The following is a 25,653-nucleotide window of genomic DNA, read 5'->3' on the forward strand; positions in this document are numbered from 1 at the left end:
TGTCCGAAAACCACGCTGTGTACGGGAGTTGAGGCTGGGCATACTGCCCGCTGACGGGGTGCGAGGGGGGAGCGGCGATGGTGCAGCAGGATCCGCCCGGCAGCGGCGAGGCCGAACTGCTGCCCGAGCCGTTCTGGACGGCCGACCGGGCGTCGATCGAGGGCCAGCAGCGGACCCTGCGCTGGTACCGCTGGCAGATCCTGTTACTGGTCGCGGCCGCGGTGGTCAGCGTGCTGCCCGGCTCGCACCGCGACGGCGGCGGGGACGCCACCCCGCTGGTCTCGGTCGCCGCCTTCCTGGGCGCGGGCTACTTCTGGTACCGCCTGCGCAACACCAACCCGCAGGGCCGCTGGTACGAGGCGCGGGCCGCCGCCGAGTCGGTCAAGACACTGGCCTGGAAGTACGCGGTCCGGGCGCAGCCCTTCGAGGGCCCCGCCGACTCGCTGGAGGCGCAGAGCCGCTACCAGCTCCAGCTGGCCGACGTGCTGCGGGCCTTCGAGGACCCGGAGATCGTGCCGCCCGGGACGCAGGCGGAGATCACCGACGAGATGAGGCAGCTGCGGGCCGCCACGCTGACGGTCCGGCGGACCAGGTACCTGCGGGCGCGGGTGGACGGGCAGCGCCTGTGGTACCGCTCGCGGGCCGAGGCCTGTGAGTCGCAGGCGGTGTCCTGGGGGCTGGCCACGGTGGCCCTGATGATCGTCGGCGGCGCGGCCGCGGTCGCCCAGGTGGCGGGCGCGCTCTCGGTTCAGGCGTTCGGCGCCTGCGCGGCGGCCGCGGCAGCGGTGATCGCCTGGACCCAGCTCAAGCAGCTGCGGCCGCTGGCCGCGGCCTACCTGCTGGCGGCCCGGGAGCTGGAGATCGTCTCCGGGCAGCTCTCCACCATGGACCTCAACGCGGAGGACTCCGAGTCCACTTGGGCCAAGCTGGCGGCCGACGCCGAGGAGGCCGTCTCCCGCGAGCACACCACCTGGCGCGCCCGCCGGGCCTTCCCCCGCTGAGCCGCCCTCCCGCGGCGTGACCGGCGGCACGGGGCGACGCCCTCCGGCGGCGCGCCCGGCGGCGCGGTGCACCGCACACAGCCGGGCGTCCGGCCGCGCCGCCGCACGCGCCCGTCCGAGGAACGTGCGGCGCAGCGGGCCGTGGACCGGCCGGCAGCCGGGACCCCGTGCCCGCGACGGCGTCCGCCCCGCCCCGCCCCGGGCCGCCGCCGGTCGCGTCCCGGAGCCCGCGGAGGGCGTAAAATCAGCGGCTTGGGCTTCGGCGGGCAGCAGGTGCACGGCCCGCCGCAGAAGTCCGAGTTGTGGACATTAGACTCGACCAGCCGGGCGTGGCGGAACTCGCCGAGCGCGCCGGTACAAACGGGCAGCGAGGCCCGTCGGGCCCGAGAGGGCCTGAGACCCTTTGAACGAGGAGGAACGGGTGGCCCTGCTGACCCGCATTCGGGGACCGCGCGATCTCGACCGGCTCACCGGGCCGCAGCTGGCCGCACTGGCCCAGGAGATCCGCAGCTTCCTGGTCGAAGAGGTCTCCAAGACGGGCGGCCACCTCGGGCCGAACCTGGGCGTGGTGGAGCTCACCATCGCGATGCACCGGGTCTTCGACTCGCCGCGCGACCGCATCCTCTTCGACACCGGTCACCAGAGCTACGTCCACAAGCTGCTCACCGGCCGCCAGGACTTCTCCCGGCTGAAGATGAAGGGCGGCCTCTCCGGCTACCCGTCCCGGGCCGAGTCCGAGCACGACGTGATCGAGAACTCGCACGCCTCCACCGTGCTCGGCTACGCCGACGGCCTGGCCAAGGCCAACAAGATCCAGGGCCACAAGGACCGCCCGGTGGTCGCCGTGATCGGTGACGGCGCGCTCACCGGCGGCATGGCCTGGGAGGCGCTCAACAACATCGCGGACTGCAAGGACCTGCCGGTCGTCATCGTCGTCAACGACAACGAGCGCTCGTACTCGCCGACCATCGGCGGCCTGGCCAACCACCTCGCGACGCTGCGCACCACGCAGAACTACGAGCGCTTCCTGACCTGGGGCAAGGAGGCGCTGCAGCGCACCCCCGTGGTCGGCCAGTCGCTCTTCGAGACCCTGCACGGCGCCAAGAAGGGCCTGAAGGACTTCATCGCCCCGCAGGGCATGTTCGAGGACCTGGGCCTGAAGTACATCGGCCCGATCGACGGCCACGACCTGGCGGCGCTGGAGTCGGCCTTCACCAAGGCGCGCGGCTTCGGCGGCCCGGTGATCGTGCACTGCATCACCGAGAAGGGCCGCGGCTACCACGCCGCCGAGCAGAACGACGAGGACCGCTTCCACGCGGTGGGCGTGATCCACCCGGAGACCGGTCTGCCGATCAAGAGCTCGGGCAAGGACTGGACCTCGGTCTTCGGCGAGGAGATGGTCTCCCTCGGCCGCGAGCGCAAGGACATCGTGGCGATCACCGCCGCGATGCTGCACCCGGTGGGCCTGGCCCCGTTCGCCAAGGCGTACCCGGACCGGATCTTCGACGTCGGCATCGCCGAGCAGCACGCCGCCGTCTCGGCCGCGGGCCTGGCCACCAACGGCCTGCACCCGGTGGTGGCGGTCTACGCGACCTTCCTGAACCGGGCCTTCGACCAGGTGCTGATGGACGTCGCCCTGCACAAGCTGGGCGTCACCTTCGTGCTCGACCGCGCGGGTGTCACCGGCACCGACGGCGCCTCGCACAACGGCATGTGGGACATGTCGATCCTGCAGGTCGTCCCGGGTCTGCGGCTCGCCGCGCCGCGCGACGCCGACCAGGTCAGGGCCCAGCTGCGGGAGGCCGTCGAGGTCGGGGACGCGCCCACCGTGGTCCGCTACTCCAAGGGCACGGTCGGCCCCGCGGTTCCCGCCCTGGGCCGGATCGGCGGCATGGACGTGCTGCGCGAGAACGGGGAGGACGGCGCGGGCGCCGACGGCAGGCGGGCCGACGTCCTGATCGTCTCGGTCGGCGCGATGGCCACCATGTGCCTGGAGGCCGCCGAGCTGCTGGCCGCCCAGGGCATCACCACCACCGTGGTGGACCCGCGCTGGGTCAAGCCGGTGGACGCGGCCCTGCCGGGGCTGGCCGCCGAGCACCGGATGGTCGTCACGGTCGAGGACAACGGCCGGGCCGGCGGCGTCGGCTCGGCGATCGCCCAGGCGCTGCGCGACGCGGGGGTGGACCTGCCGCTGCGCGACTTCGGCATCCCGCAGGAGTTCCTCGACCACGCCAAGCGCGAGGAGATCCTGGCCGAGATCGGCCTGACCGCCCCGGACATCGCGCGCAAGGTCACCGAGACGGTGGCCCGGCTCGACCGGGTCGGCGTCGAGGCGTGACGAAGGACACAGCGCGGTCGGTTCGATGACGCCCGATCGAGCAGGGGCACATCGAACGACTGTCAGATGATCGGATCCAAAGGCGGGACCGACGCCACCGGCGTCGGTCCCGCCGGGTAGTTTGTCACCTGTGCTTGACTCCCCCACACGTGTGGCACCGGCCGACCGCCTGACCGACCGCCTGGAACGGCGGCTGCTCGGGCGCGTCCGCACGGGCTACTGGACCAGGGTCGTTCCGGTGCTGGCCCTGCTGGCGGTGGTCACCCACATCCCCTCCTTCCTCCGCCCGGTCTGGAGCCCCGACGAGGGCTACCTGGCCACCCAGGCCAGGATGCTGGCCGACGGCGGAGTGCTGTACGACACCGTGGTGGACCGCAAGCCCCCGCTGCTGCCCTGGCTGTACGAGGCCTGCTTCGCGGTCTTCGGGTCGCTCTCGCTCTGGCCGCTGCGCGTCCTGGCGATCGTGGCGCACCTGGTCACCGCCGTCCTGCTGGCCTCGCTGGCCCGTGGCCGCTGGGGGAACCGGGCGGGTGCGATCGCCGGGGCGCTGTACCTGCTGGTCTCCATCGGCCTCTCCCCGGAGGACACCCAGGCGGCGACCTTCGAGGTCTTCATGCTCCCCGCCATGGTGGCCGCCTTCCGGTACGCCGAGCGGCGGCGCTGGCTGGCGGCCGGGATCGCGGTCGCGCTCTGCTCGCTCACCAAGCAGACCGGCGGGGCGGTGCTGATGGCCGTGCTCTGGATGCTCTGGCAGGACGCCCGGCACCGCGGGGTGGCCTGGCGGCCCGCCCTGTTCAAGATCTGCTTCGGCTTCGCACTGCCGATAGCGCTGGTCGCGGTGATCCTCACCAAGCCGAAGGGCTTCCTGTTCTGGGTGGTCACCGGCAGCGGCGACTACGCCTCGCTGGACGGCGCCTGGCTGCAGATGCTCGGCCGGGCCTTCGGCAACGCGGGCATCCTGCTGGCCGCCGGTCTCGGCTTCCTGGCCCCGGTGGGCCGCCGGCTCTGGCTGAAGTACCGGGGCCGTCCGGTGGCCGAGCGGGCGGGCGAGGCGCACGGCTCGACCGGCGACCTGTGGGTCTGGCTGCTCTCCTCGGTGATCGCGGTGAGCACCGGCTTCCACTTCTTCGGGCACTACTACCTGCAGCTGATGCCGCCGCTGGTGCTGCTCGGGGTGGGCGCGGTGTGCACCTCGCAGGTCCGCTGGCGGCCGGTGCTGGTGTACACCACGGTCGCGGCGACGGTGTTCTGGGGCCTGGCCCTGTTCTGGCCGGGCCAGAAGCTGACCCACACCACCGAGGTCGCCACCACGATCGCCAAGCAGACCACGCCCAAGGACACCGTGCTGGTCTGGGGCATGCACCCGGAGCTGTACTGGCTGGCCGACCGACGCCCGGTCACGCGCTATCTGACGGCGGGTTTCCTGACCAACTACAGCGGCGGCAAGGACAGCAGCCAGAACGTCGGCGAGCAGTACAGCGTCGCCGACGCCTGGCAGACCTTCGATCAGGAGCTCTCCAAGGGGCTGCCCGAGGTGGTGGTGGACGACTCCGGTCGCGCTCCCTACCAGCCGGTCCTGGTGCCGAGGATCGAGAGCCTGCTGGACAGCAGGTACGAGGTGGTCGCGGTGAACGCGGACACCGTCATCTACCGCCTCAAGAAGTGACAAATCGGTAGTTTGCCGGGTGATGGTGCGTGACCATTCCTTGGCAATGCCGTATTCAAGCGGACATCGCCGCCCGGTAATCTGTTCATGAGATCATGATGAACTCATGGCGCCAGACCCAGCGACCCACACCGCGATCCCCCGGGGCCAGCACGAAGTTCTAGGAAGGACCGTGGCGAGCGGTGGCGTTGGCCGGTGACATGAACGACGACTCCTCGGAGGCGCGGGTGGCGGGGCGGGGCTCGCACCGCAGAACCATGACCCTCGGTGAGGTCAGGGACCGCACGCTGAAGAAGCGCGACGCCTGGTGGACCGTGGTCCTGGTGGACCCGGTGGCCACGCCCCTGGTCCGCTGGGTCGCCCGCCACACCAGGATCACCCCGAACCAGATCACCTGGGCCGCGCTGTTCCTCGGCCTCGGCTCGGCCTGGCTCTTCGCCCTCGGCGACCGCACCGCGCTGATCCTCGGCGCCGGGCTCTACCACCTCAGCTTCATCCTCGACTGCATGGACGGGAAGCTGGCCCGGCTCACCGGCAACGGCAGCATCTTCGGCGCCTGGCTGGACTACGTCTTCGACCGGATCCGGGTCGTCATCTGCGCACTCTGCCTGATGGTCGGTCAGTTCCGGGACAACCCGACCGAGATGTACTTCTGGCTGGCCATCCTGGTCATCTTCCTCGACATGATCCGCTACGTGAACGCGCTGCAGATCTACAAGATGCGCCAGGGCATGCGGAAGAAGCTGGAGACCGTCAGCGGCGGCAGCACCGACGGCGTCAGCGGCAAGTCGCTGCTCTTCATGGAGGACCTGCTCCGCGACAACCCCGAACTCGACACCGCCCAGCCCGAGATCGTCCAGGCCCAGGTGCACCTGGAGACCCAGGACGCCGAGATCGTCGACCTGCACCAGGGCTTCCGGAAGAACTTCCCCTGGTACATGCGGGCCCGCAACTTCCTCAAGCGGCACCGCATCCGCACCCATCTGATCAGCGGCATCGAGTTCCAGATGGGCGTCTTCATCGTCGCTCCGATCGTCGGCCGGATCGGTCTGGTCACCGTGGTGGTCTCGGTCGGCCTGTCGGTCTTCGAGCTCGCCATCCTGTACAAGTTCTGGCTCTCCACCAAGGACTTCGAGCGGACCATGGCCGACATGGCCCTGCGCAAGCGCCGCCGGGACCTGGAGATCGCCGCGGGCCTGCGCCCGCCGCACCCCTCCGACGAGCCGGGGCAGGGGCGGCAGTCCGCCGGCCCCCAGCCGCGGCAGGAACAGCAGCCCGTCCGCTCGTTCCAGGCGGAAGAGGACAGCCCGACCATGTACCTGCGCACGATCCGGTGAGCCCCCTTGCGTCCGAGCACTGAGTACGTGACCTCCCACGCCCCGGCCGTCTCGGTGGTGATCGCCGCCTACAACGCGGCGGGCACGGTCGGCCGGGCGATCCAGTCGGCCCAGCTCCAGACCCTCGACGCGATCGAGATCCTGGTGGTGGACGACTGCTCCGAGGACAACACGGTCGAACTGGTCCAGGGTTTCGCGCAGGCCGACCCGCGGATCCGCCTGATATCCCGTCAGGCCAACAGCGGTGGCGTGGGCGCCCCCCGCAACGACGGCGTCGCGGCGGCGACCGGTGCCTACGTGCTGTTCCTGGACGCCGACGACGAACTGCCCAACAAGGCGTGCGAGGACCTGCTGGAGTCCGCGCTGCGCACCGGCGCCGACCTCACCCTCGGCCGCGCGATCCGGGTCAACGTGGAGACCGGCGAGCCCAAGCTCTGGGCCGCGGACCTGCACGCCGATCCCGAGGAGCGGCGGTTCGCCGGCATCCGGGACTACCCGGACCTGCTCACCGACCCGATCGCCGCGGCCAAGCTCTACCGCCGCGAGTACCTGCTGCGCGGCAACGTCCGCTTCCCCGAGGGCGTGTTCTACGAGGACACCCTCTTCTCCACCGTGGCGTACGCCTGCGCCGACGGCATCGTCGTCATCCCCAGGCCGGTCTACCGCTGGCTCTACGAGGACAGCTCCGAGACCCCGTCCATCACCCGCAGGCTCGGTGAGATCCGCAGCATCGCCGACCGGGTCTGGGTGCACCGGAGAGCCGACGAGTTCCTGCTGGGCCGGGGCGCCTACGACCTGAAGATCCGTAAGGACCTGAAGTTCCTCTCCCACGACCTCAAGCTCTACATGGGCGTCCTGCGCAGCGGGGACGCCGAGTACCGGGCCGCCTTCCAGCGGATCACGGCCGAGTACCTGGAGACCGTCACCCCCGAGGCGTACGAGCGCTGCGGGGTGATCGAGCGGATCCGGGCCTACTGCCTGCGGCAGGGGCTGCTGGACGCGGCGGTGGCCACCGCCGACTACGTCCAGCGCCGCTCGGTGGTCGCCAGCGACGTGGTCGAGCGCGACGGCAGGGTCTACTGGACCGCCGCCGGGCTGCACCTGCCGGGGGCCGAACAGCAGCTGGACGCCACCCTGCTCGGCCTGCACACCGCCGCGTTCGCCGACGCGAAGCTGTTCAACCGGGTGACGCGCCTGGAGGTGGACGGCCAGCGGGTCGAGCTGGAGGGGGAGATCCTCAACCAGTTCGGCCGGATCGGCGCCAAGGACCAGCTGAGCCTCAAGGGCGTGGTCCGCAAGGGCAAGAGCGTCGCGCACGAGTACCCGGTCGAGCTGGTCTCGGTCGACCCCCGGGTGATCCGCTACCGGGCCGTCGTCGACATCGACGCCGTCGGCAGGGCACTCAAGGCCGGCGGCCGGTGGAACTTCCTGATGCAGGTGCTCTGGAACGGCAAGCGCCACACCACCGCGCTGTGCATCCGCGGACACGAGGTCGACGAGTACCGCTTCGAGGTCGGCAAGGCGCTCTTCGAGGCGTACGAGACGGTCAGCGGCAACCTCTGCATGCGCACCGCCGCCGAGCACCTGGAGCTGGTCGCGGCACGCAAGCGCTCCACCGTCGACTGGCAGTGGTTCACCCGCGAGCCGGGCGTCCCCGCGGTGCCGGAGGAGCCGGCGAAGTACACCGCGGCCATCGTGGTGCCCTGCCACAACGCCGAGGCCACCCTGCTGGACTGCCTCTGGTCGATCGGCGTGCAGCGCGGAATCGAACGGGCCCAGGTGATCCTGGTCGACGACGGCTCCACCGACGGCACGGCCGGACTGCTGCACGCCTTCGCCGCCTACCGGTCCAACGTCACCGTCGTCACCCAGGCCCGCCAGGGCGCCGGCGCGGCCCGCAACGCGGGCCTCGGCAAGGTCAGCGCGCCCTGGGTGATGTTCGTGGACGCCGACGACATCCTCGCCAGGAACGCCCTGCACACCCTGTTGATGGCCGCCCGCCAGGACGTCGCCGACGTGATCGTGGGCGATGTCGCGCAGTTCCCGGTGCAGTCCACCACCCAGGCGCCCTGGCAGCGCTACTTCGGCAACGGCGACCGGGTGATCCGGAGCCTCACCGACACCCCCTTCCTGCTCTTCGCCGACGGCATCGGCGGCAAGCTCTTCAAGACCCTCAAGCTGGCCGAGTACGGGCTGCGCTTCGGGGAGGGCCTGCACTTCGACGAGGCGTGGCTGGCCCTGCCCGCCCTGCTGCGGGCCCGCAAGATCAGCCTGGTGGACCGGGTGGTGCACCTGGAGCGGGTGGAGGAGAAGCGCGGGTCCTTCCTCGACTCACCGTGGAACCACCCGCAGCGCTCCCGCGACCTGCTCCAACTCCACCTGGGGCTGCTGGCGTTCACCGACCAGGACGAGCCGAAGGTCCGCGAGACGGTCTTCCGGATGGTGGTCCGCAACTACCAGCCGTACCTGCGCAGCCTGCACCGGATCATGAGCCGTCAGGCGCTCGCCGAGATCTTCCCCGCCGTCTGCGCCCAGTACGCGCCGATCCCCGACGAGCTGATCAGGCAGTACGCGCTCCAGCCGCAGTCCAGGCTGCTGCACTACGCCGCCAAGACCGGCAGCCTGGAGGTCTTCTGCGACCCGACCGAGCCGCCGAAGGACCGTCCGCAGCTCTACGCGGACGAGCACGGGCTCTACCGGCAGCTGTCCGGGACCGGTACCGAGTGCGCCCTGCTGCGGGTCGACAAGCAGAGCGCGATCCTGGAGGCCGCCGAATCCGTCGACGGGGTCCTGCACTTCGAGGGCCTGCTGTCGATGACCGGCGTGGACCTCGCCGAGCCCCTGCTCAACCGCCTGGAACTGGTGCTGCGTTCGGCGCGCGGCGAGGTCACCGCCCCGCTGGAGCAGGACTACCGGCGCGACCGCTGGCACGTCCGCAAGGAGAAGGACCTCTACGCGGGCTTCCACGCCCGGGTGCGGGACAGCCACCTGGCCCAGGCGGGCACGGGCCGGCAGGAGCTCTTCGTCCGGATCGACGACGGCGAGCACCGGGTGGACATCCCGGTCACCGCGCGCATGTCGCTGTACCGCTACAAGGGCGTCCACCGGGTGGGCCGGCGCAAGTACGAACTGACCGTGGACGCGCACGGCACCGTCCGCCTCGACGTCCTCGCCGGTTCGGCCTTCGGCCGCGTGCCGGGCGCCCTGAGGCGCGGGGCGAGCCAGCTGCGCAGGAGCCTGCCGGGACGCAAGGGCTGGCGCACCAGGCTCGGCTACTGGCTGACCTACCCGCTGCTGCACCACCGCAACATCTGGATCATCGGCGAGCGCCAGGACACCGCGCAGGACAACGGCCTGCACTTCTTCCGCTGGATGCGCAGCAACAAGAAGCGCCGCAACGCCTACTACGTGATCGAGCGGACCAGTCCGGACTGGGGCAAGGTCAAGCGGTACGGCAAGGTGCTGGCCCACGGGTCCACCCGGCACCGGCTCTACATGCTGCACGCCACCAACCTGATCAGCCCGTACGACCTGGAGGCCTACCTCACCCCGCGCGGCACCCACAAGCGCGCCTACCTGTCCACCTACGGCGACCTGCTGCGCTACAAGCGGGTCTTCCTGCAGCACGGCGTCATCTACAACGACGTCTCGCAGTCCGCCCAGCGGCACGTCACCAGCGTGGACATGTTCGTCACCTCGGCCGCCGCCGAGAACCGCTACATCGCCGAGGAGTTCGGCTACGGCACGAAGCGGGTGGCGCAGACCGGTCTGCCGCGCTTCGACGCGCTGGAGCAGGTGCGCAAGGACCGGCGGATCCTGCTGATGCCCACCTGGCGCCGGGACATCGTGGCACCCTCCTACAACCGGGCGGCCCAGCCGAAGATCCCGTTCGCCTCCTCGGAGTACTACCGCTTCTTCTCCGAGTTCATCAAGCACCCGCGCCTGCTCGCGGCGCTCGAACACTTCGGCGTGACGCTGGAGTTCTTCCCGCACTACGAGATCCGGCCGTACCTGCACCACTTCAGCACCGACCACCCCTCGGTCGAGGTGGCCGACCCGGCGACCCGCGACGTGCAGGACGCCATCAAGGAGTGCTCGCTGATGGTCACCGACTACTCGTCGGTGTTCTTCGACGTGGTCTACATGGGGACGCCGCTGGTCTACGTCCCCTTCGACTTCGACGAGTTCTACAGCAAGCACTACCGGCTCGGGTACCTGAACATCCTCAGCGAGGGCTTCGGACCGGCCTGCCGCACGGTCGAGCACGCGGTGGACGAGGTGATCGCCTCGATGGCCGGAGGCTTCGTGATGCAGAGCCCGTACCGCGAGCGGGTGGAGGCCTTCTTCGGCCCCCGGGACACCCGCAACAGCGAACGCGTCTTCAACGCGATCGAGGCGCTCAACAGGCGCTGAGGGCGGCGCGCCCCGGGGCGCGCCGCCCTCAGGCCAGCGTGATCGCGCCGGCGGCGACCGAGAAGAGCGAGCCGCCCCGGCTCATCGAGATGTGCACCTCGTACTCCCCGGCGGCGGCGTTCTTCAGGTCGATGCCCTTGTAGCCCGAGGTCGCGAAGTAGCCGAACTCGTAGTTGCCGAAGTCACCGCGCCGCACATGGGCCCGGACCACGGGCGCCTTGCGCGAGATCCCGAGCCGGTAGGAGTACGTCGCCTGGGCGTTGCGCAGCACCAGGTAGTACGTCGAGTGCCCGCGCTCGGCGGCCTCCAGGCCGTGGACGAAGAACACGCCCTCGACGTGGAAGATCCGTCCCTTCTGCCAGCTCTTCTCCATCGAGAAGGCGGTCTCCTGGGAGAAGTGGCCCACGATCGGCCGGCGGATCAGCCGCACGCCCTGCTCGTCCCCGAGCAGGCAGACCTCGACCCCGCCGGCGGGCCGGCGCAGGTCGAAGGGCCGCTGGGCGACCAGCGGGGTACGGCGGTCGATCCCCTCGGCCGGACTGCTGACCCGCACCGAGAGCTCGTAGGAGCCGCCGGGCACGCCGTTCAGCGGTATCCCGGCCTTGTTCTCCGGCTCGAACCCGGCGTCGGGGTAGTCGCAGGCGTAGCGGTCGTAGTAGCGGCTGTAGGTGTACTTGGCCTCGGCCGCCGCGAGCGGGAACTCCAGCACCCGTCCGCCGCTCTCCAGGACCAGCTGCTTCACCGTCTGGACCGGCCCGCAGCCCGCGTCACCGGGGATGAAGGCATGGCCGCTGAGCTGGAGGTTGTTGCCGCGGATGTCCTGCTTCTGGAGCACCGCCAGCAGGGTCTCGGACCGGCGCAGTTCGGCCAGGTGGTGGTGCCGGCTGTGCTCGTCGACCGCCTGGTCGCCGTTCTCCAGGAAGCCTATCCGCGGCTGCGCCCCGTCGGTGAGGGCGGCCAGGACGCCGGAGATGATCGGCAGGTTGTAGCCGGAGACCTCGCCGTGCTGGCGGACCATCGGGGAGTTGGTCCGGATGAGGTTGAAGTTGGCGCAGTTCCAGAACAGGTTGAGGTGGGGGCTGATCTCGGTCTCGTACTGCTCGTCCGCCTCGGAGGTGAACAGGTAGACGTTGTGCCCCTGGGCGCCGTAGGCCTTCAGCTGTTCGGTGATGGCGCCGTTGAGGACGTCGACGTGCTGCTGCGGCATGTCGGTGCCCAGCATGTAGCGGCCGGTCACGGCGCGGTCCCTGACGTAGTCGCCGATCAGGAACTGCGGGACGACGGTGACGATGTTCCGGAAGCCGTGCTTCAGCCCGTAGTACAGGGCCGCGCTGCCACCCTTGGACACGCCCAGCAGACTGGCCTGGTCACGGGTCAGGCCGAGTCCGGCCAGCGTGCGGTCGATGAGGTTCAGCACCGAGAACTCGATGTCGAACGACATGTCCCGGCACATGTAGTAGCTGTAGTGCTCGTCGAAGTGGTCGCGGATCCAGAGGACGTTGGCGCGCAGGTCGTTCAGCGAGCGGCCGGCGAAGTGGTAGCCGTTGGGGGCGTTGAAGCCGGAGAAGACGACGATCAGGTGCCGGGCGTCGCCGTCGGCGGGGCGGAACTTGTACTCCACCGGCACCGGCCCCGAGGTGTCGGTGCCGGACACCACCGCGCGCCGGTCGACCGTCGCCATGTTCGGCACGGGTGTGGGAAGTGCTGAGTTCATGGAGTTCGCCGGCCTGCCCCTGGTAGATGTCCGCCTCCCCCCGGGAAGCCCCAGAAGTCTAACCAGCGCCCGCTCGTACGGTCGACTCCGGAACCCGTGTACCGGGGGCTACGCCTGACGCTCCGCGGGCCCCGGCTCGGACCGTCCTAGGCGGGGACGCCGTAGCCGCCCGGACCGACGTAGACCGAGTCGGCGACCGGGCGTTCGACGCCGTCCGACGGCTTGTTCACCAGCGAGCCGTCGACCACCAGGGTGGTCGAGCCGCCGCCGTCGATGTTCAGCGCGTCGGTCGCGTCGAGCGCCTCCAGCAGGGTGCCGAGCTGCTTGTAGTCCATCCCGGGGTGGTCGTCGTCGGCGTCGACGGTGACGATCAGGACCTTCCCCCCGCCGTCCACCCCGACCACCGTCCTGGCGTGCCGGTCGCCGCCGGACCCGGTGTAGGCGTTCCTGCCGTCCTGACGCATGATCAGCCGCCCGGAGACGGCGAAGAGCGAGCGGCTGAGCGGGATCTCGTCGCCGAACCGGACGTCGGTCACCTTCTCGGTGAGGGTGAGCTGCTGGCCCGGCCGGGCGTGCCTGGTCAGCCACTCGGCGCCCTGGCCGATGCCCTGGAGCACCTTGCCCCCGGCCGGGACGTCGGTGCCGCCGCGCCCCTGCCGGAAGGAGAGCACCGTGCCGCTGTGGTCCAGCACCACCTCCACGCCCGGGTCGGCGGCGGCCGGCGCCTCGGAGCCGGTCAGCGGAGCCGGGGTCGGGATGCCGAACTCCGGGGTGAAGAGCACGATCTCGTCCGGGTCGGTGAAGACCTGGCTGCCCGGGTCGGCCTCCAGGTCGCCCTGGAAGCCGACCGCGCGGTCGCCCTTGCGGGAGACCGGCATCTCCCACGGGATCCGCCCCGGATGCCGGTTGATGCCGTGCACCTCGGTGGTCGCACCGGGAGCCGCCAGCGTGATGTCGGTCTTCAGCGTGGTGATGTACGGGCGGCCGTGCTGCAGCAGCAGCACACCGCCACCGCTCGCCTCGCTCAGCAGCGCGCCGCCCTGGATCGAGACGCCCTCCGGGTCGCCCTCGGGGAGGTTGTACTTCTTCATCAGGTCGTCGTCGAAGAAGCTGCCGTTGACCCCGGCGAGCGCGGGCGGCTCCAGGTCGGGCCGGGAGAGCTGCCGGCTCACCGGCTCGGCGCTGCCGGCGGCCTCGCCCACCGTGCTGCGCAGGGTCAGCGGTGCCGCGTCCGGGTCGATCCGCAGCACGTTGACGGCCAGCCAGCTGTTGCCGCCGCCCGGGTAGGTGGTGCGGGTGAGGCCGGGCGCGAGCACGGTGACGGCGGACGGCCGGCCCAGCAGGTCCTCGGCCTGGGCCGCCGAGGCGGGCGGTGGCGGCAGCACCCCGACCGTCGCCACCGCCGCACCGGCCACGGCGAGTCGGCGCAGCCCGGCGAGAAAACGCGTGCTCATCGGATCCTTATCGACAGGGTCGGCAGGCGGGGCGGACGGGGTCAGCAGGCGTCCGGGTCGGTGACCAGCTTGTGCGAGCCCACCGCCTGGGCGTACGGACCGGTGAGGGTGACGCTGTTGCCGGGCGGGACGACGAAGGCGGCGTACCGCTTCCCGTCGACCGTCCACTGGCCGGTGTAGCCCGCACTGCGGTAGAGACAGGCGGTGGAGACGGAACGGTTCCACACCGAGGCCGCGTGGCCCGGCCAGTCGTTGCCGTACCGGGAGGCGTCGTCGGTCCAGGACTTCATCGGGCCGCGTCCGCTGGGTTCCTGGAAGAGGCAGAGCGAGCGTTCGGGGCACCGCTCGTAGCCGTTCAGGCAGCCGGCCTGGGACTTGGCGGGCTTGACCGAGCCGAACCCGCCGCCGGAGGTGCGGCCGAATCCGTCCCAGCTCTCCTCGGCCCCGGGGGCGAAGGTCTTCACCGCCCCGCCGAAGGCGGCGTTCTGGTACAGGCAGGCCCAGTACGTGCTGCGGTTGAGCACGGAGTGGACGGCACCGTCGCCGGCCCCGGCGCGGTCCTCGTGGGCGGCCAGGGGACCGCCGGAGAGCACCGGGCCGTGCGCGTCCTTGCCGCCGTACAGGCAGAAGGAGCCGTCCGGGCAGTTGGTGGCCGCGTCGTCGGCGGAGTACCGGACGCCGAGGTAGGCACAGAGGATCGCCAGGGCGACCGCGACGGCGGCGACCGCGATTCGGCCGCGATGGGTGGTCACGTAGGGGTTGCTTCCTACCTGGCCGTGGGCCCGGGCTGCAGGTACCCGGTCGGTGCCGCGAGCAGGCCGGGCATCTCGTACGGGTGCCCGACGAAGACGGTGATCTCGCCCCGGGCGATCCCGCGCGAGCCGTTCTCCACGGTGTAGAAGAGCCGGTCGTAGCCGACGAAGCCCTGCTCGGGGAAGTAGGTGACGCTTCCGTCCGGGGCGACGCCGACCATGCCGCGCCGCGGCGGGGAGACGCCGACCAGCCGGGCGTCCGGGCCGAACTCGTGCGCCAGACCCGGCAGCATCCCGTTCATCCCGGGCGCGACCACCAGCAGCTTCGGCGGCGCGAGGGCCGGGACGACCCGGTAGGCCCGCTGCGCGATCGGCTGGCAGCCGCTCAGCTTCTGGCCCTCGGCGGCGATCACTCCGGCGGAGATGGCGGGCAGCAGCACGCCGTCGCCGGGGACGGCCTGCTTGATCTCGAGGGTGAAGGTCAGGGTGCGCGGGGTGTTCGCCCGGGTGTAGGTGCCGTACTTCTGCGCCTTCTCCATGTGTCCGAACCCGCGCATCGACTTCAGTGCGGCGAGCTCGGTGAGCGGCTCCTCCATCACGTAGGCGTAGTAGCGGAAGCCGTGCCCGACCGGGGTCACCGTCAGACTGAAGTCGACCCGCTGCCCGGGGAGCAGCGGGAGGGCCGGGTCGGCCTGCGAGGTCAGGTCGGCCGTCATCGACAGCTCGGGGCGGGTCTGGTGGACGGCCTGGACGCGGGCTATCAGATGCTCCATCGGCGGGACTCTCCTCGGATCGGAGCCGGGCTGCACAGGACGCTCACCGTACGGCTCCGGTCGGCACCGCACGGGCGTGCGCCAGGGCCTCGTACGTCGCGTCGTCGAGCCAGCCCAGCGCCTCCGGCGGGAACTGCGGCTGCTCCAGGTTGACCACCCAGTGCGGTGGCACGATGCCCTGTTCGGCGAGCGACCGGGTGACGAAGCGGGAGCACTCGACGGCACCCACCGGACGCAGCTGGGTGTCGTCGCTGACGCCCTCCGGGTGGTTGGGGTGCTCGCCCGGCTCCAGCTGGAGGAAGATCTGCTTGGTGCCCTCGGGGCCCAGCTGGTTCCACCAGTCGAGGCTCTGGGCGTGCAGGTCGACGAGCGGCGTGCAGGTCTGGGCCGCGAGCTCACGCATCGCCATCGCGTACTGGCCCAGTGACCAGCGCAGGTTCCCGTGCGGGTCGAAGGTCCGCCGTTCGTGGCCGGTCACCAGGACGGGGTGGGCCAGTCGGTCGCGCGCCCCCTCGACGTACCGGCGCAGGTGGTCCTGGTACGAGCCGAACGGCTTGGTGTGCCGCTCCGGGTCGGTCTTCTTGTCGCCCAGCGCGAAGGAGACCAGCAGGTAGTCGCCCGGTATCAGCTGGTCGAGGATCCACTGCAGGCGGCCCGAGTCGCCGAAACTCCTGGAACTGGAGTCGTGCCGGGCGCAGTTCACCACTTCGATCTCGGGGTGCAGGAACAGCTGCATGGTCTGGCCCCAGCCGGTCATCGGAACGAGGCTCGCCGGGCGGGTCGCCACACCGGAGTCACCTGCCAGAAACACCTTGGGGTGGCGAGGCGCTCCGTACTGCATACCGAATTCCCCTGCAGGTTTGATCGTGATTGGGCAAACAGACGGTCAACCCTAGCCGAAGGCCGCCTTACCGTCCACGAGTTCGGTACCGGCGCACGGGTACGCCACCGGGCCGGGACCGCAACTGCGGTCCCGGCCCGGTGGGTTGGCTGCCCAGGCGGTGTCGTCCTCACCCGCCCACGGGCGCCGGAGTCCCGTCCTTCGGCCCGTGAGGGTGTCAGACGGCCGGCACCGAGGCCACGCCCTGAGCCAGGAAGCGCTTGCCGTTGACGCGCTCCGAGACGCCCTCGCGGTCCAGGTACGGGGTGATCCCGCCCAGGTGGAAGGGCCAGCCGGCGCCGGTGATCATGCACAGGTCGATGTCCTGCGCCTCGCCGACGACGCCCTCGTCCAGCATCAGGCCGATCTCCTGCGCGACGGCGTCCAGCGCCCGCTCGCGGACCTGCTCCTCGGTCAGCACGGTGTCGCCGAAGGAGAGCAGTTCGAGCACCTCGGGGTCGAGGACCTGCTGGCCGTCTACCCAGGTGTAGAAGCCGCGCTTGCCGGCCTTGACCAGCTTGCTGAGGTTCTCGGAGACGGTGAACCGCTCCGGGAAGGCCCCGGCCAGGGTCTCCGAGACGTGCAGCGCGATGGCCGGGCCGACCAGCTCCAGCAGCACGATCGGCGACATCGGCAGGCCGAGCGGCAGCACGGCCTTCTCGATCGTCTCGATCGGGGTGCCCTCGTCGATCGCGCCCTGGATCGCGTCCATGAAGCGGAGCAGGATGCGGTTCACCACGAACGCCGGGGCGTCCTTGACGAGCACCGCGGTCTTCTTCAGCTTCTTGGCCACGCCGAAGGCGGTGGCCAGCGAGGCGTCGTCGGTCTTCTCCGCGCGGACGATCTCCAGCAGCGGCAGGATCGCGACCGGGTTGAAGAAGTGGAAGCCGACCACGCGCTCCGGGTGCTGGAGCTTGGACGCCATCTCGGTGACCGACAGCGAGGAGGTGTTGGTGGCCAGGATCGTGGTCGGCGAGACCACGGCCTCCAGCTCGGCGAAGACGTTCTGCTTGACGCCCATCTCCTCGAACACGGCCTCGATCACGAAGTCCGCGTCGCCGAAGGCGACCGCCTTGTCCAGGTGACCGCTGACCAGGCCCTTGAGCTTGTTGGCCTTGTCCTTGCCGATCCGGCCCTTCTCCAGCAGCTTGTCGATCTCGCCGTGGACGTAGCCCACGCCCTTGTCGATGCGCTCCTGGTCGATGTCGGTCAGTACGACCGGCACCTCCATGCGGCGGGCGAACAGCAGCGCCAGCTGGGAGGCCATCAGGCCCGCGCCGACCACGCCGACCTTGCTGACCGGACGGGCCAGCGACTTGTCCGGCGCGCCGAACGGACGCTTGGCCCGACGCTGCACCAGGTTGAACGCGTAGATGCCGCTGCGCAGTTCGCCGCTCATGATGAGGTCGGCGAGCGCCACGTCCTCGGCGTCGAAACCGGCCTGCAGGTCCTGGTCCTTGACCTGGGCGATGATGTCCAGCGCCTTGTACGCGGCCGGAGCGGCCCCGTGCACCTTGGCGTCGGCGACCATCCGGCCCCAGGCGACGGCGTCGTCCCAGGCCTTGCCGCGGTCGATCTCCTCGCGCTCGACGACCGTCTCGCCCTTGAGGACCTTCGCGGCCCACAGCAGCGACTGCTCCAGGAAGTCGGCCGGCTCGAAGATCGCGTCCGCGATGCCGAGCTCGAACACCTCCTTGCCCTTGAGCTGCTTGTTCTGGGCCATCGAGTTCTCGATGATGACCTTGACGGCCTTGGCCGGGCCGATCAGGTTCGGCAGGATGCTGCAGCCGCCCCAGCCGGGAACCAGGCCGAGGAAGACCTCGGGCAGCGAGAACGCCGGGACGCCCGAGCTGACGGTGCGGTAGGTGCAGTGCAGGCCGACCTCGACACCGCCGCCCATCGCCGCGCCGTTGTAGAAGGCGAAGCTGGGGACGGACAGCGCGGCGATCCGCTTGAAGACCTCGTGGCCGCCCTTGCCGATGGCCAGCGCGTCCTCGCGCTCCTTGAGGATCTCGACGCCCTTGAGGTCGGCGCCGACCGCGAAGATGAACGGCTTGCCGGTGATGGCGACCGCGGCGATCCTGCCCTCGGCGACCTCGGCCTCGACCTGGTCCAGCGCCTCGGACAGCTTGATCAGCGAGCCCGGGCCGAAGGTGGTCGGCTTGGTGTGGTCGAAGCCGTTGTCCAGGGTGATCAGCGCCAGCTTCCCGGCCTGCAGCGGCAGGTCGAGGTGGCGGACGTGCGCGGTGGTGACGACCTCGCCGGGGAACAGCTCGGCGCCGCGCTGCAGCAGCTCAGTGGTGCTCATGGTCACTTACCACCCTCGAAGTGCGGGTTCTCCCAGATGATGGTCCCGCCCATGCCGAAGCCGATGCACATGGTGGTCAGGCCGTAGCGGACGTCGGGGCGCTGCTCGAAGCGCCGGGCCAGCTGGTTCATCAGGCGCACGCCCGAGGAGGCCAGCGGGTGGCCGAAGGCGATCGCGCCGCCGTACGGGTTGACCCGCTCGTCGTCGTCCGCGATGCCGTAGTGGTCCAGGAAGGACAGCACCTGCACGGCGAACGCCTCGTTGACCTCGAACGCGCCGATGTCGTCGATCGTCAGACCGGCCTTGGCCAGCGCCTTCTCGGTCGCCGGGACCGGGCCGATGCCCATGACCTCGGGCTCGACACCCGCGAAGGCGTACGAGACCAGGCGCATCTTGACCGGGAGGCCGAGCTCCTCGGCGACGTCCTCGGCGGCCAGCAGCGAGGCGGTGGCGCCGTCGTTCAGACCGGCCGAGTTGCCCGCGGTGATGTTGCCGTGCGGACGGAACGGGGTCTTCAGGCCGGCCAGGCTCTCCATCGTGGTGCCCGGGCGCATCGGCTCGTCCGTGGTGGCCAGGCCCCAACCGGTCTCGCCGACCTCGGGGTTGGTGTTGCGGATCGCGATCGGCACCAGGTCCGGCTGGATGTCGCCGTTGGCGTACGCCTTGGCGGCCTTCTCCTGCGAGCGCACGGCGTACGCGTCGCAGCGCTCCTTGGTCAGGTGCGGGAAGCGGTCGTGCAGGTTCTCCGCGGTCATCCCCATGAACAGGGCGGACTCGTCGACCAGCTTCTCCGAGACGAAGCGCGGGTTCGGGTCCACGCCCTCGCCCATCGGGTGGCGGCCCATGTGCTCGACGCCACCGGCGACCACGATGTCGTACGCGCCGAAGGCGATGCCGCCGGCGGTGGTGGTCACGGCGGTCAGCGCGCCGGCGCACATCCGGTCGATCGCGTAGCCCGGGACGGACTTCGGCAGGCCGGCGAGCAGGGCGGCGGTACGGCCGATGGTCAGGCCCTGGTCACCGATCTGCGTGGTGGCCGCGACGGCGACCTCGTCGATGCGCTCGACGGGCAGGTTCGGGTTGCGGCGCACGAGCTCGCGGATGCACTTGACCACCAGGTCGTCGGCACGGGTCTCGTGGTAGATGCCCTTCGGGCCGGCCTTGCCGAACGGGGTGCGGACGCCGTCAACGAAGACGACGTCCCTCGCGGTACGAGGCACGGGGGCTCTCCTCCCAGGGGACATGACGTTTAACGCAGTCGACGTCCCAAGGTTTGGAGCGGCGCTGCTTCACGGTCATGCTACCCGCCGGTAACTACCTTGCCCAGGGGCAGCGCCCGGATCACCCCGTGTGTCCCGCACCACGTCCGATCTGCGCAGCCCGTCGGCCGGCCGGGTGAAACCGGCAGGGGCGCGGGGAACGGCGCGAATCGGTCGGTACCGGCGGGCACCGGCCCGAAGGCCGCTGCACCACCGCTGTCCGTGATTTCGTGCGGTTCCCCGCGCCCCTGGAGGGCGGCCGACCCGATCGGCCGTGGGTTCAGCCCTGTGCCGTGCCGTTGGCCGCCTTGACGAAGGCGGCCGAGATGGCGGGCGCCACCTGGTCGACCTGCCACTGGCGGGCGCCCAGCGCCCGCAGCGCCGTGGCGACGGCCTCCGGGGTGGCCGCGGCGGGCGGCTCCCAGGAGACCCGGCGGACCAGGTCCGGCGTGATCAGGTTCTCGGCCGGCAGCCGCCTGGCCTCGGCCAGCTCGGTGACGGCAGCCCGGGCGCCGGAGAGCCTCGCGGCGGCCACCGGGTCCTTCTCGGCCCAGGCCCGCGGCGGCGGCGGTCCGTCGTGCGGCGCGGTCGCCGGCGGCAGCTCGGCCTCCGGAATCTCCCTGGCCCGGTCGAGCGCGGCCAGCCACTGCTCCAGCTGCCTGCGGTTCACCCGCGGCCCGAAGCCCTGTACGGCCTGCAGGGCCGGCACGCTCTGCGGCATCGCGAGCGCCGCGTTCACGATCGCCGCGTCCGACAGCACCCGTCCGGGTGAGACGTCCCGCTCCCGCGCGGTCCGGTCCCGGGCCTGCCAGAGCTCACGGACGGCGGCCAGCTGGCGCCGGCGGCGCACCTTGTGCAGCTGCGAGGTGCGGCGCCACGGGTCGACCCGGGGGGCGGGCCGGGGTGCGTCGGCGATGGCGGCGAACTCCTCCAGGGCCCAGCCCAGCTTGCCCTGGGCGTCCAGCTCCCGTTCGAGTGCGTCCCGCAGCTCGACCAGCACCTCGACGTCCAGAGCGGCGTACCGCAGCCAGGGCTCCGGCAGGGGACGGGTCGACCAGTCCACCGCCGAGTGCTCCTTGGCCAGCGAGAGGCCGAGCACGCTCTCGGTCATCGGTCCGAGACCGACCCGGGGGAAGCCCGCGATCCGGCCGGCCAGCTCGGTGTCGAACAGGCGGCGCGGCCGCATGCCGACCTCGGCCAGACAGGGCAGGTCCTGGCTCGCCGCGTGGACCACCCACTCGGTGTCGGCCAGCGCGGAGCCGAGCGCACCGAGGTCCGGGCAGGCGATCGGATCGATCAGCGCGGTACCGGCGCCGGAGCGCCGCAGCTGGATCAGGTACGCGCGCTGCCCGTAGCGGTAGCCGGAGGCCCGCTCGGCGTCGACGGCGACCGGACCGCTGCCGGCGGCGAAGGCTGCGATCGTCTCGGCAAGCACCCTCTCGTCCACCACAACGGGCGGGAGCCCCTCCCTGGGTTCAAGGAGCGGGACCGGGGCTGTCTCTTCTGGGATGGCTGCTACGGCGTCGGTCACCCCCCAAGGGTACGACGGCACCCGCAACCGGGAGTGTTGTCGGACTGGTCAGACCGTATTCGGACATATGCCAGCGCCCCCCGGGCCCGTCAGATGGGGCCAGGGAGGCCGTTTCGGCCCGTCACCCGAAAGCCGAGCCGGAGAGGCGGCAGCCCGGAGGAAACGTTCCTCCGGGCTGCCACGTGGCCTGTTGTTGCTGTCGGCTGCTGAGGTACGGCACGCGGATACCGGTGGACGTCAGTGGATGATGCCGGTCCGCAGCGCGACCGCGACCATCCCGGCCCGGTCTCCGGTGCCCAGCTTGCGGGCGATCCGGGCGAGGTGGCTCTTCACGGTGAGGGCGGACAGACCCATGGCGACGCCGATCGCCTTGTTGGACTGCCCTTCGGCGACCAGCCGCAGCACTTCCACCTCGCGGCCGGAGAGCTCCCGGTAGGCGGCGGGCTGCACACCGGGAGCGCCGGGGGCTCCGGGGGCACCGGGGGCGCCGACCGCACCGGGCATGCCTGGCATCCCGGGACGCCGCATCCGGCCGCCCAGCCCGGCGGCTCCGAGCGGCATCCCGGGACGGCCGGGCATGGCGATGTTGGTCCGGGTACCGGTGACCACGTAACCCTTGACGCCGCCGGCGAGCGCGCTGCGGACCGCGCCGATGTCGTCGGCGGCGGAGAGCGCCAGGCCGTTGGGCCAGCCCGCCGCACGGGTCTCGGCCAGGATGGTCAGCCCGGAGCCGTCCGGGAGGTGGACGTCGGCGACGCAGATGTCGCGCGGGGTGGCCACCCGGGGGCGGGCCTCGGCGATCGAGGAGACTTCGATGACGTCACGGACACCGAGCGCCCAGAGATGCCGGGTGACGGTGTTTCGGACACGGGGATCAGCAATGACCACCATTGCGGTGGGCTTGGTCGGGCGGTATGCGACCACGTTTGTGGGGTGCTCAAGAAGGACCGACACCAGGGGCCTCCTGCGGGGAGTGGCGGACGGAACCCCGAGGGGGCGGTCGGAGTGTTCCGCGTTTGGAAAGGGTCACAGACACCTTCGGCATCAACCGTGCCCGGCTTTAGCGAAAGATCACGATCTAGTGAGTAACAATACGGACAAATCGCGCAGATGACTGATGCGACATGCCTTGAAATCGCACAGATTCGATCCAAAGTAGCGCGTGTCGATCAGGACCGGACGGCGAATTGACACAGACCAGGAGTGAAGTCACACGCCGTCAGTCCTGCGGGTGGCTTTGGCCCCGCGCAGGACTCGAACGGGCCGCCCGTCGCTCCTCAGTGGGAGCGCGGGCGCCGTCGGGCGGGCATCGGGACCACCCCGCCGAGTGACGGGGCGTCCGGCAGCGGGGCCACCGTGCTCGGTGGCAGGCCGGCGCAGGCGCAGAGCAGGTCGCCCCAGGCCGCCAGGTGCCGTTCGAAGCGGCCGTCCGCAGGGGTCCAGGACGCCCGGATCTCGATCTCGGTGGACGGCTCCCGGTCGGCGAGCGCGCCGAAGTAGTGCGAGGAGGCGTGGGTGACCGTGCCGCCGGGCTCGGCGTAGCCGGCGCCGTGCGTCTGCAGGGCGTCCAGCAGCCAGGACCAGCCCACCTCGGAGAGCATCGGGTCGTCGGCGATCTCGGGCTCCAGCTCGGCCCGGGTCATGGTGACCACCCGGAAGTCGCCGTGCCAGGCCTCCTGCCCGGCCGGGTCGTGGAGCAGCACCAGGCGGCCGTCCGCCAGTTCCTCGCCCTCCACCTCGACGGTCGCGGTGAGCGCGTACGCGTACGGGGCCAGGCGCCGGGGTGCCGGGGCGGCCGAGAGCTGCAGCTCGGGCCGCAGCCGCGCCGTGCCGAGTGCCTCGACCGCTGCGCGGAACTCGATCGGCGCCGACTCCTTGCCCGTTCCACCACCGTGTGCGGGGTGCCCGCCGACCGCTGCCATGAGCGGAAGCCTAGGTCGGTCGGCGCCGCAATCCGAGCACATTTCGCACCTGCGGCGTGCCGGGGCGGGTCCGCTCGAAGATCTTGGAGGAACGCACGACTCGCCGCCGAGGGGCCGGTCCGGGGCGCATGCGAAGATTTGGACCGTGAGTGAGACTTCCGCGGCGACCCCGCCAGCCCAGACCGGTCAGCAGCCCCCCGCGCGCCGGGGCGCGGCGTACGACTCCCCGCTCCTGCGCGCCGCGCGCCGCGAGCCGGTGCCGCACACGCCCGTGTGGTTCATGCGCCAGGCCGGCCGCTCGCTGCCCGAGTACCTCAAGGTGCGCGAGGGCATCCCGATGCTGGACTCCTGCATGCGGCCCGAGCTGGTGAAGGAGATCACCCTCCAGCCGGTGCGGCGGCACAAGGTGGACGCGGCGATCTTCTTCAGCGACATCGTGGTGCCGCTGAAGGCGGTCGGTATCGACGTCGACATCAAGCCGGGCGTCGGCCCGGTGATCGCCGACCCGATCCGCACCCTCGACGACCTCCAGCGGCTGCGCCCGCTGGAGCCGGACGACATGCCGTACATCACCGAGGCCGTCGGCCTGCTGGTGGACGAGCTCGGCTCCACCCCGCTGATCGGCTTCGCCGGTGCGCCGTTCACCCTGGCCAGCTACCTGGTCGAGGGCGGCCCGTCGAAGAGCCACGAGAAGACCAAGGCCATGATGTACGGCCAGCCCGAGCTGTGGGCCGCGCTGGTCGACCGGCTGGCCGACATCACCTCCGCCTTCCTCAAGATCCAGATCGAGGCGGGAGCCTCGGCGATCCAGCTCTTCGACTCCTGGGTCGGCGCGCTCGCCCCGGACGAGTACCGCCGCTCGGTGATGCCCGCCAGCGCCAAGGTCTTCGACGCCGTCGCCCCCTACGGCGTGCCGCGGATCCACTTCGGCGTCGGCACCGGTGAGCTGCTCGGGTTGATGGGCCAGGCCGGTGCGGACGTCGTCGGCGTGGACTGGCGGGTTCCGCTGAACGTCGCCGCCGAGCGGGTCGGCCACGGCAAGGCCCTGCAGGGCAACCTCGACCCGGCCGTGCTCTTCGCGCCCACCCAGGTGGTCGAGACCAAGGCCCGCGAGGTGCTGCACGCGGCCCAGGCGCTCGGCGGCAGCGGCCACATCTTCAACCTCGGCCACGGCGTCATGCCGAGCATGGACCCGGACGCGCTGACCAAGCTGGTCGAGTTCGTGCACGAGACCAGCGCCCGCTGACCCACCGGGGGCGCGGCGAGCCGAGCGAGTGGGGTCCTGCGCAGGCGCAGGACCCCGTACGCGGCTCCCCGCGCCCCTGCCGGCTGCCCGGTGGTGCAGGTCCGCTGCCGGGCGGCCCGGACGGCGGGTGCGCGGTCAGCGGGCGACCCGTTCGGCCAGGTACTGCTCCCAGGTGCGCCGGCCCACCGCGCGGTCGGGGGCGGTGTGCGCACCGGCGCGGAAGCCGGCGCCGACCTTCCCCGGGATGCGCACCGCCAGCACCGGACGGCGCTTGCCCGCGGCCCGCAGCCAGCTTCTGGCCAGCTCGGTCGCCGGGTGCACCTGCGGGCCGGCCAGGTCCGGCACCCGTCCGGCCGGTCCGGCGAGCGCCAACTCGACCAGCCGGTCGGCCACTTCGCCCTGGTCCACCGGCTGGAACCCGGTCCCGGACGGGGCCAGGACCACCGGGAGCCTGGCGAGGAAGCCGAGCGCCGTGTTGAGCAGTTCCGGGAACTGGGTGGCGCGCAGGTTGCTCCAGCCGAGCCCCGACGCCTCCAGCATCCGCTCGCCCTCCAGCTTGACCGCGTAGTACGGGTACGTGATCCGGTCGACGCCGACGATCGAGATGTTGACGACGTGTTCGACTCCGACGCGCCTCGCCGCGGTGATCAGGTTCCGCAGGGCGGGGAGGTCCTGCCTGAAGTGCCGGGCGTCGCTCGCGCAGTGCACGACCGTGCGGACGCCGTCGACCGCCGCGTCCACCCCGGTACCGGTCGCCAGATCGCCGGTGAACCACGCCACCCCCGGGTCCTCGGGCAGCTCCGTCCGCCGGGTCAGAGCGCGGACCGGCACCCCGGCACCCCGCAGCCGTGTCACCACCTCGCGCCCCAGCACTCCGGTCGCCCCGGTCACCAGCACGGTGTTCTCCACTGCCTCGCCCTTCCGTCCGTCCCCCGCCACCTCGGCGGCACACCAGGCAGACGGGACAGCAGGGCCGGATGTGACGGCCCGGCCGGGAAAATCCTTCCGCGGGTGCGCGGGTGCGCGGGTGCGCGGGTGCGCGGGTGCGCGGGTGCGCGG

The 25,653-nt window shown here is 71.3% G+C and carries 17 protein-coding genes; 6 read left to right on the forward strand and 11 right to left on the reverse strand.

Annotated elements, in window-relative coordinates; all coding sequences use genetic code 11:
• Positions 1 to 77 precede the first annotated feature (77 nt).
• The 5 genes from ACFC1R_RS11215 (at position 78) to ACFC1R_RS11235 (ending at position 10,755) form a co-directional block, all read left to right on the forward strand.
• Positions 78 to 1,001, forward strand: a complete 924-nt coding sequence (locus ACFC1R_RS11215; protein WP_375936249.1) for a DUF4231 domain-containing protein — start codon at positions 78 to 80, stop codon at positions 999 to 1,001.
• Between the two features lie 421 nt (positions 1,002 to 1,422).
• Complete coding sequence (gene dxs, locus ACFC1R_RS11220; RefSeq protein WP_375936252.1) at positions 1,423 to 3,339, forward strand: 1-deoxy-D-xylulose-5-phosphate synthase; 1,917 nt, start codon at positions 1,423 to 1,425, stop codon at positions 3,337 to 3,339.
• A gap of 151 nt (positions 3,340 to 3,490) precedes the next feature.
• Positions 3,491 to 5,005, forward strand: coding sequence for an ArnT family glycosyltransferase (locus ACFC1R_RS11225; protein WP_375936255.1), 1,515 nt, complete (start codon positions 3,491 to 3,493; stop codon positions 5,003 to 5,005).
• A gap of 182 nt (positions 5,006 to 5,187) precedes the next feature.
• Positions 5,188 to 6,342 carry a CDP-alcohol phosphatidyltransferase family protein gene (locus ACFC1R_RS11230; protein ID WP_375936258.1) on the forward strand — a complete coding sequence of 385 codons (1,155 nt, stop codon included), beginning with the start codon at positions 5,188 to 5,190 and terminating at the stop codon, positions 6,340 to 6,342.
• 6 nt (positions 6,343 to 6,348) lie between these two features.
• Positions 6,349 to 10,755 carry a glycosyltransferase gene (locus ACFC1R_RS11235; RefSeq protein WP_375936261.1) on the forward strand — a complete coding sequence of 1,469 codons (4,407 nt, stop codon included), beginning with the start codon at positions 6,349 to 6,351 and terminating at the stop codon, positions 10,753 to 10,755.
• 28 nt (positions 10,756 to 10,783) lie between these two features.
• On the opposite strand, the gene ACFC1R_RS11240 is transcribed toward ACFC1R_RS11235, so the two are convergent.
• The 10 genes from ACFC1R_RS11240 to ACFC1R_RS11285 form a co-directional block, all read right to left on the reverse strand.
• A complete protein-coding gene (locus tag ACFC1R_RS11240; RefSeq protein WP_375936264.1) occupies positions 10,784 to 12,469 on the reverse strand; it encodes an accessory Sec system protein Asp2 in 1,686 nt (561 codons plus the stop codon).
• Positions 12,470 to 12,615: 146 nt separating this feature from the next.
• The gene (locus tag ACFC1R_RS11245) at positions 12,616 to 13,923 is read right to left on the reverse strand and encodes a phosphodiester glycosidase family protein (RefSeq protein WP_375936267.1); all 1,308 of its coding nucleotides are present in this window, start codon (positions 13,921 to 13,923) and stop codon (positions 12,616 to 12,618) included.
• Positions 13,924 to 13,964: 41 nt separating this feature from the next.
• Positions 13,965 to 14,675, reverse strand: coding sequence for a peptidase inhibitor family I36 protein (locus ACFC1R_RS11250; RefSeq protein ID WP_375936270.1), 711 nt, complete (start codon positions 14,673 to 14,675; stop codon positions 13,965 to 13,967).
• Positions 14,676 to 14,689: 14 nt separating this feature from the next.
• Positions 14,690 to 15,448: an Ig-like domain-containing protein gene (locus ACFC1R_RS11255; RefSeq protein ID WP_375936273.1), complete on the reverse strand. Its 759-nt coding sequence runs from the start codon at positions 15,446 to 15,448 to the stop codon at positions 14,690 to 14,692.
• Between the two features lie 43 nt (positions 15,449 to 15,491).
• Positions 15,492 to 16,205, reverse strand: a complete 714-nt coding sequence (locus ACFC1R_RS11260) for a hypothetical protein (protein WP_375936276.1) — start codon at positions 16,203 to 16,205, stop codon at positions 15,492 to 15,494.
• 301 nt (positions 16,206 to 16,506) lie between these two features.
• Complete coding sequence (locus tag ACFC1R_RS11265; protein ID WP_375936279.1) at positions 16,507 to 18,636, reverse strand: 3-hydroxyacyl-CoA dehydrogenase NAD-binding domain-containing protein; 2,130 nt, start codon at positions 18,634 to 18,636, stop codon at positions 16,507 to 16,509.
• A gap of 2 nt (positions 18,637 to 18,638) precedes the next feature.
• Entirely contained in the window at positions 18,639 to 19,856 is a 1,218-nt protein-coding gene (locus ACFC1R_RS11270; protein WP_375936282.1) for a thiolase family protein, read from the reverse strand.
• A 319-nt stretch (positions 19,857 to 20,175) separates the two neighbouring features.
• Positions 20,176 to 21,426, reverse strand: a complete 1,251-nt coding sequence (locus ACFC1R_RS11275; RefSeq protein ID WP_375936286.1) for a ribonuclease D — start codon at positions 21,424 to 21,426, stop codon at positions 20,176 to 20,178.
• A 237-nt stretch (positions 21,427 to 21,663) separates the two neighbouring features.
• The gene (locus ACFC1R_RS11280) at positions 21,664 to 22,380 is read right to left on the reverse strand and encodes a LuxR C-terminal-related transcriptional regulator (RefSeq protein ID WP_375936289.1); all 717 of its coding nucleotides are present in this window, start codon (positions 22,378 to 22,380) and stop codon (positions 21,664 to 21,666) included.
• A 323-nt stretch (positions 22,381 to 22,703) separates the two neighbouring features.
• The gene (locus tag ACFC1R_RS11285) at positions 22,704 to 23,348 is read right to left on the reverse strand and encodes a DUF3000 domain-containing protein (protein WP_375936292.1); all 645 of its coding nucleotides are present in this window, start codon (positions 23,346 to 23,348) and stop codon (positions 22,704 to 22,706) included.
• A gap of 145 nt (positions 23,349 to 23,493) precedes the next feature.
• Between ACFC1R_RS11285 and hemE the strand changes: the two genes are divergently transcribed.
• A complete protein-coding gene (gene hemE, locus ACFC1R_RS11290) occupies positions 23,494 to 24,594 on the forward strand; it encodes a uroporphyrinogen decarboxylase (RefSeq protein ID WP_375936294.1) in 1,101 nt (366 codons plus the stop codon).
• Between the two features lie 135 nt (positions 24,595 to 24,729).
• Here the strand turns inward: hemE and ACFC1R_RS11295 are convergent, their stop codons facing one another.
• Positions 24,730 to 25,503 carry an SDR family oxidoreductase gene (locus ACFC1R_RS11295; RefSeq protein ID WP_375936297.1) on the reverse strand — a complete coding sequence of 258 codons (774 nt, stop codon included), beginning with the start codon at positions 25,501 to 25,503 and terminating at the stop codon, positions 24,730 to 24,732.
• Positions 25,504 to 25,653 lie beyond the last annotated feature (150 nt).

Source organism: Kitasatospora sp. NPDC056138, assembly GCF_042264695.1.
GTDB lineage: Bacteria > Actinomycetota > Actinomycetes > Streptomycetales > Streptomycetaceae > Kitasatospora.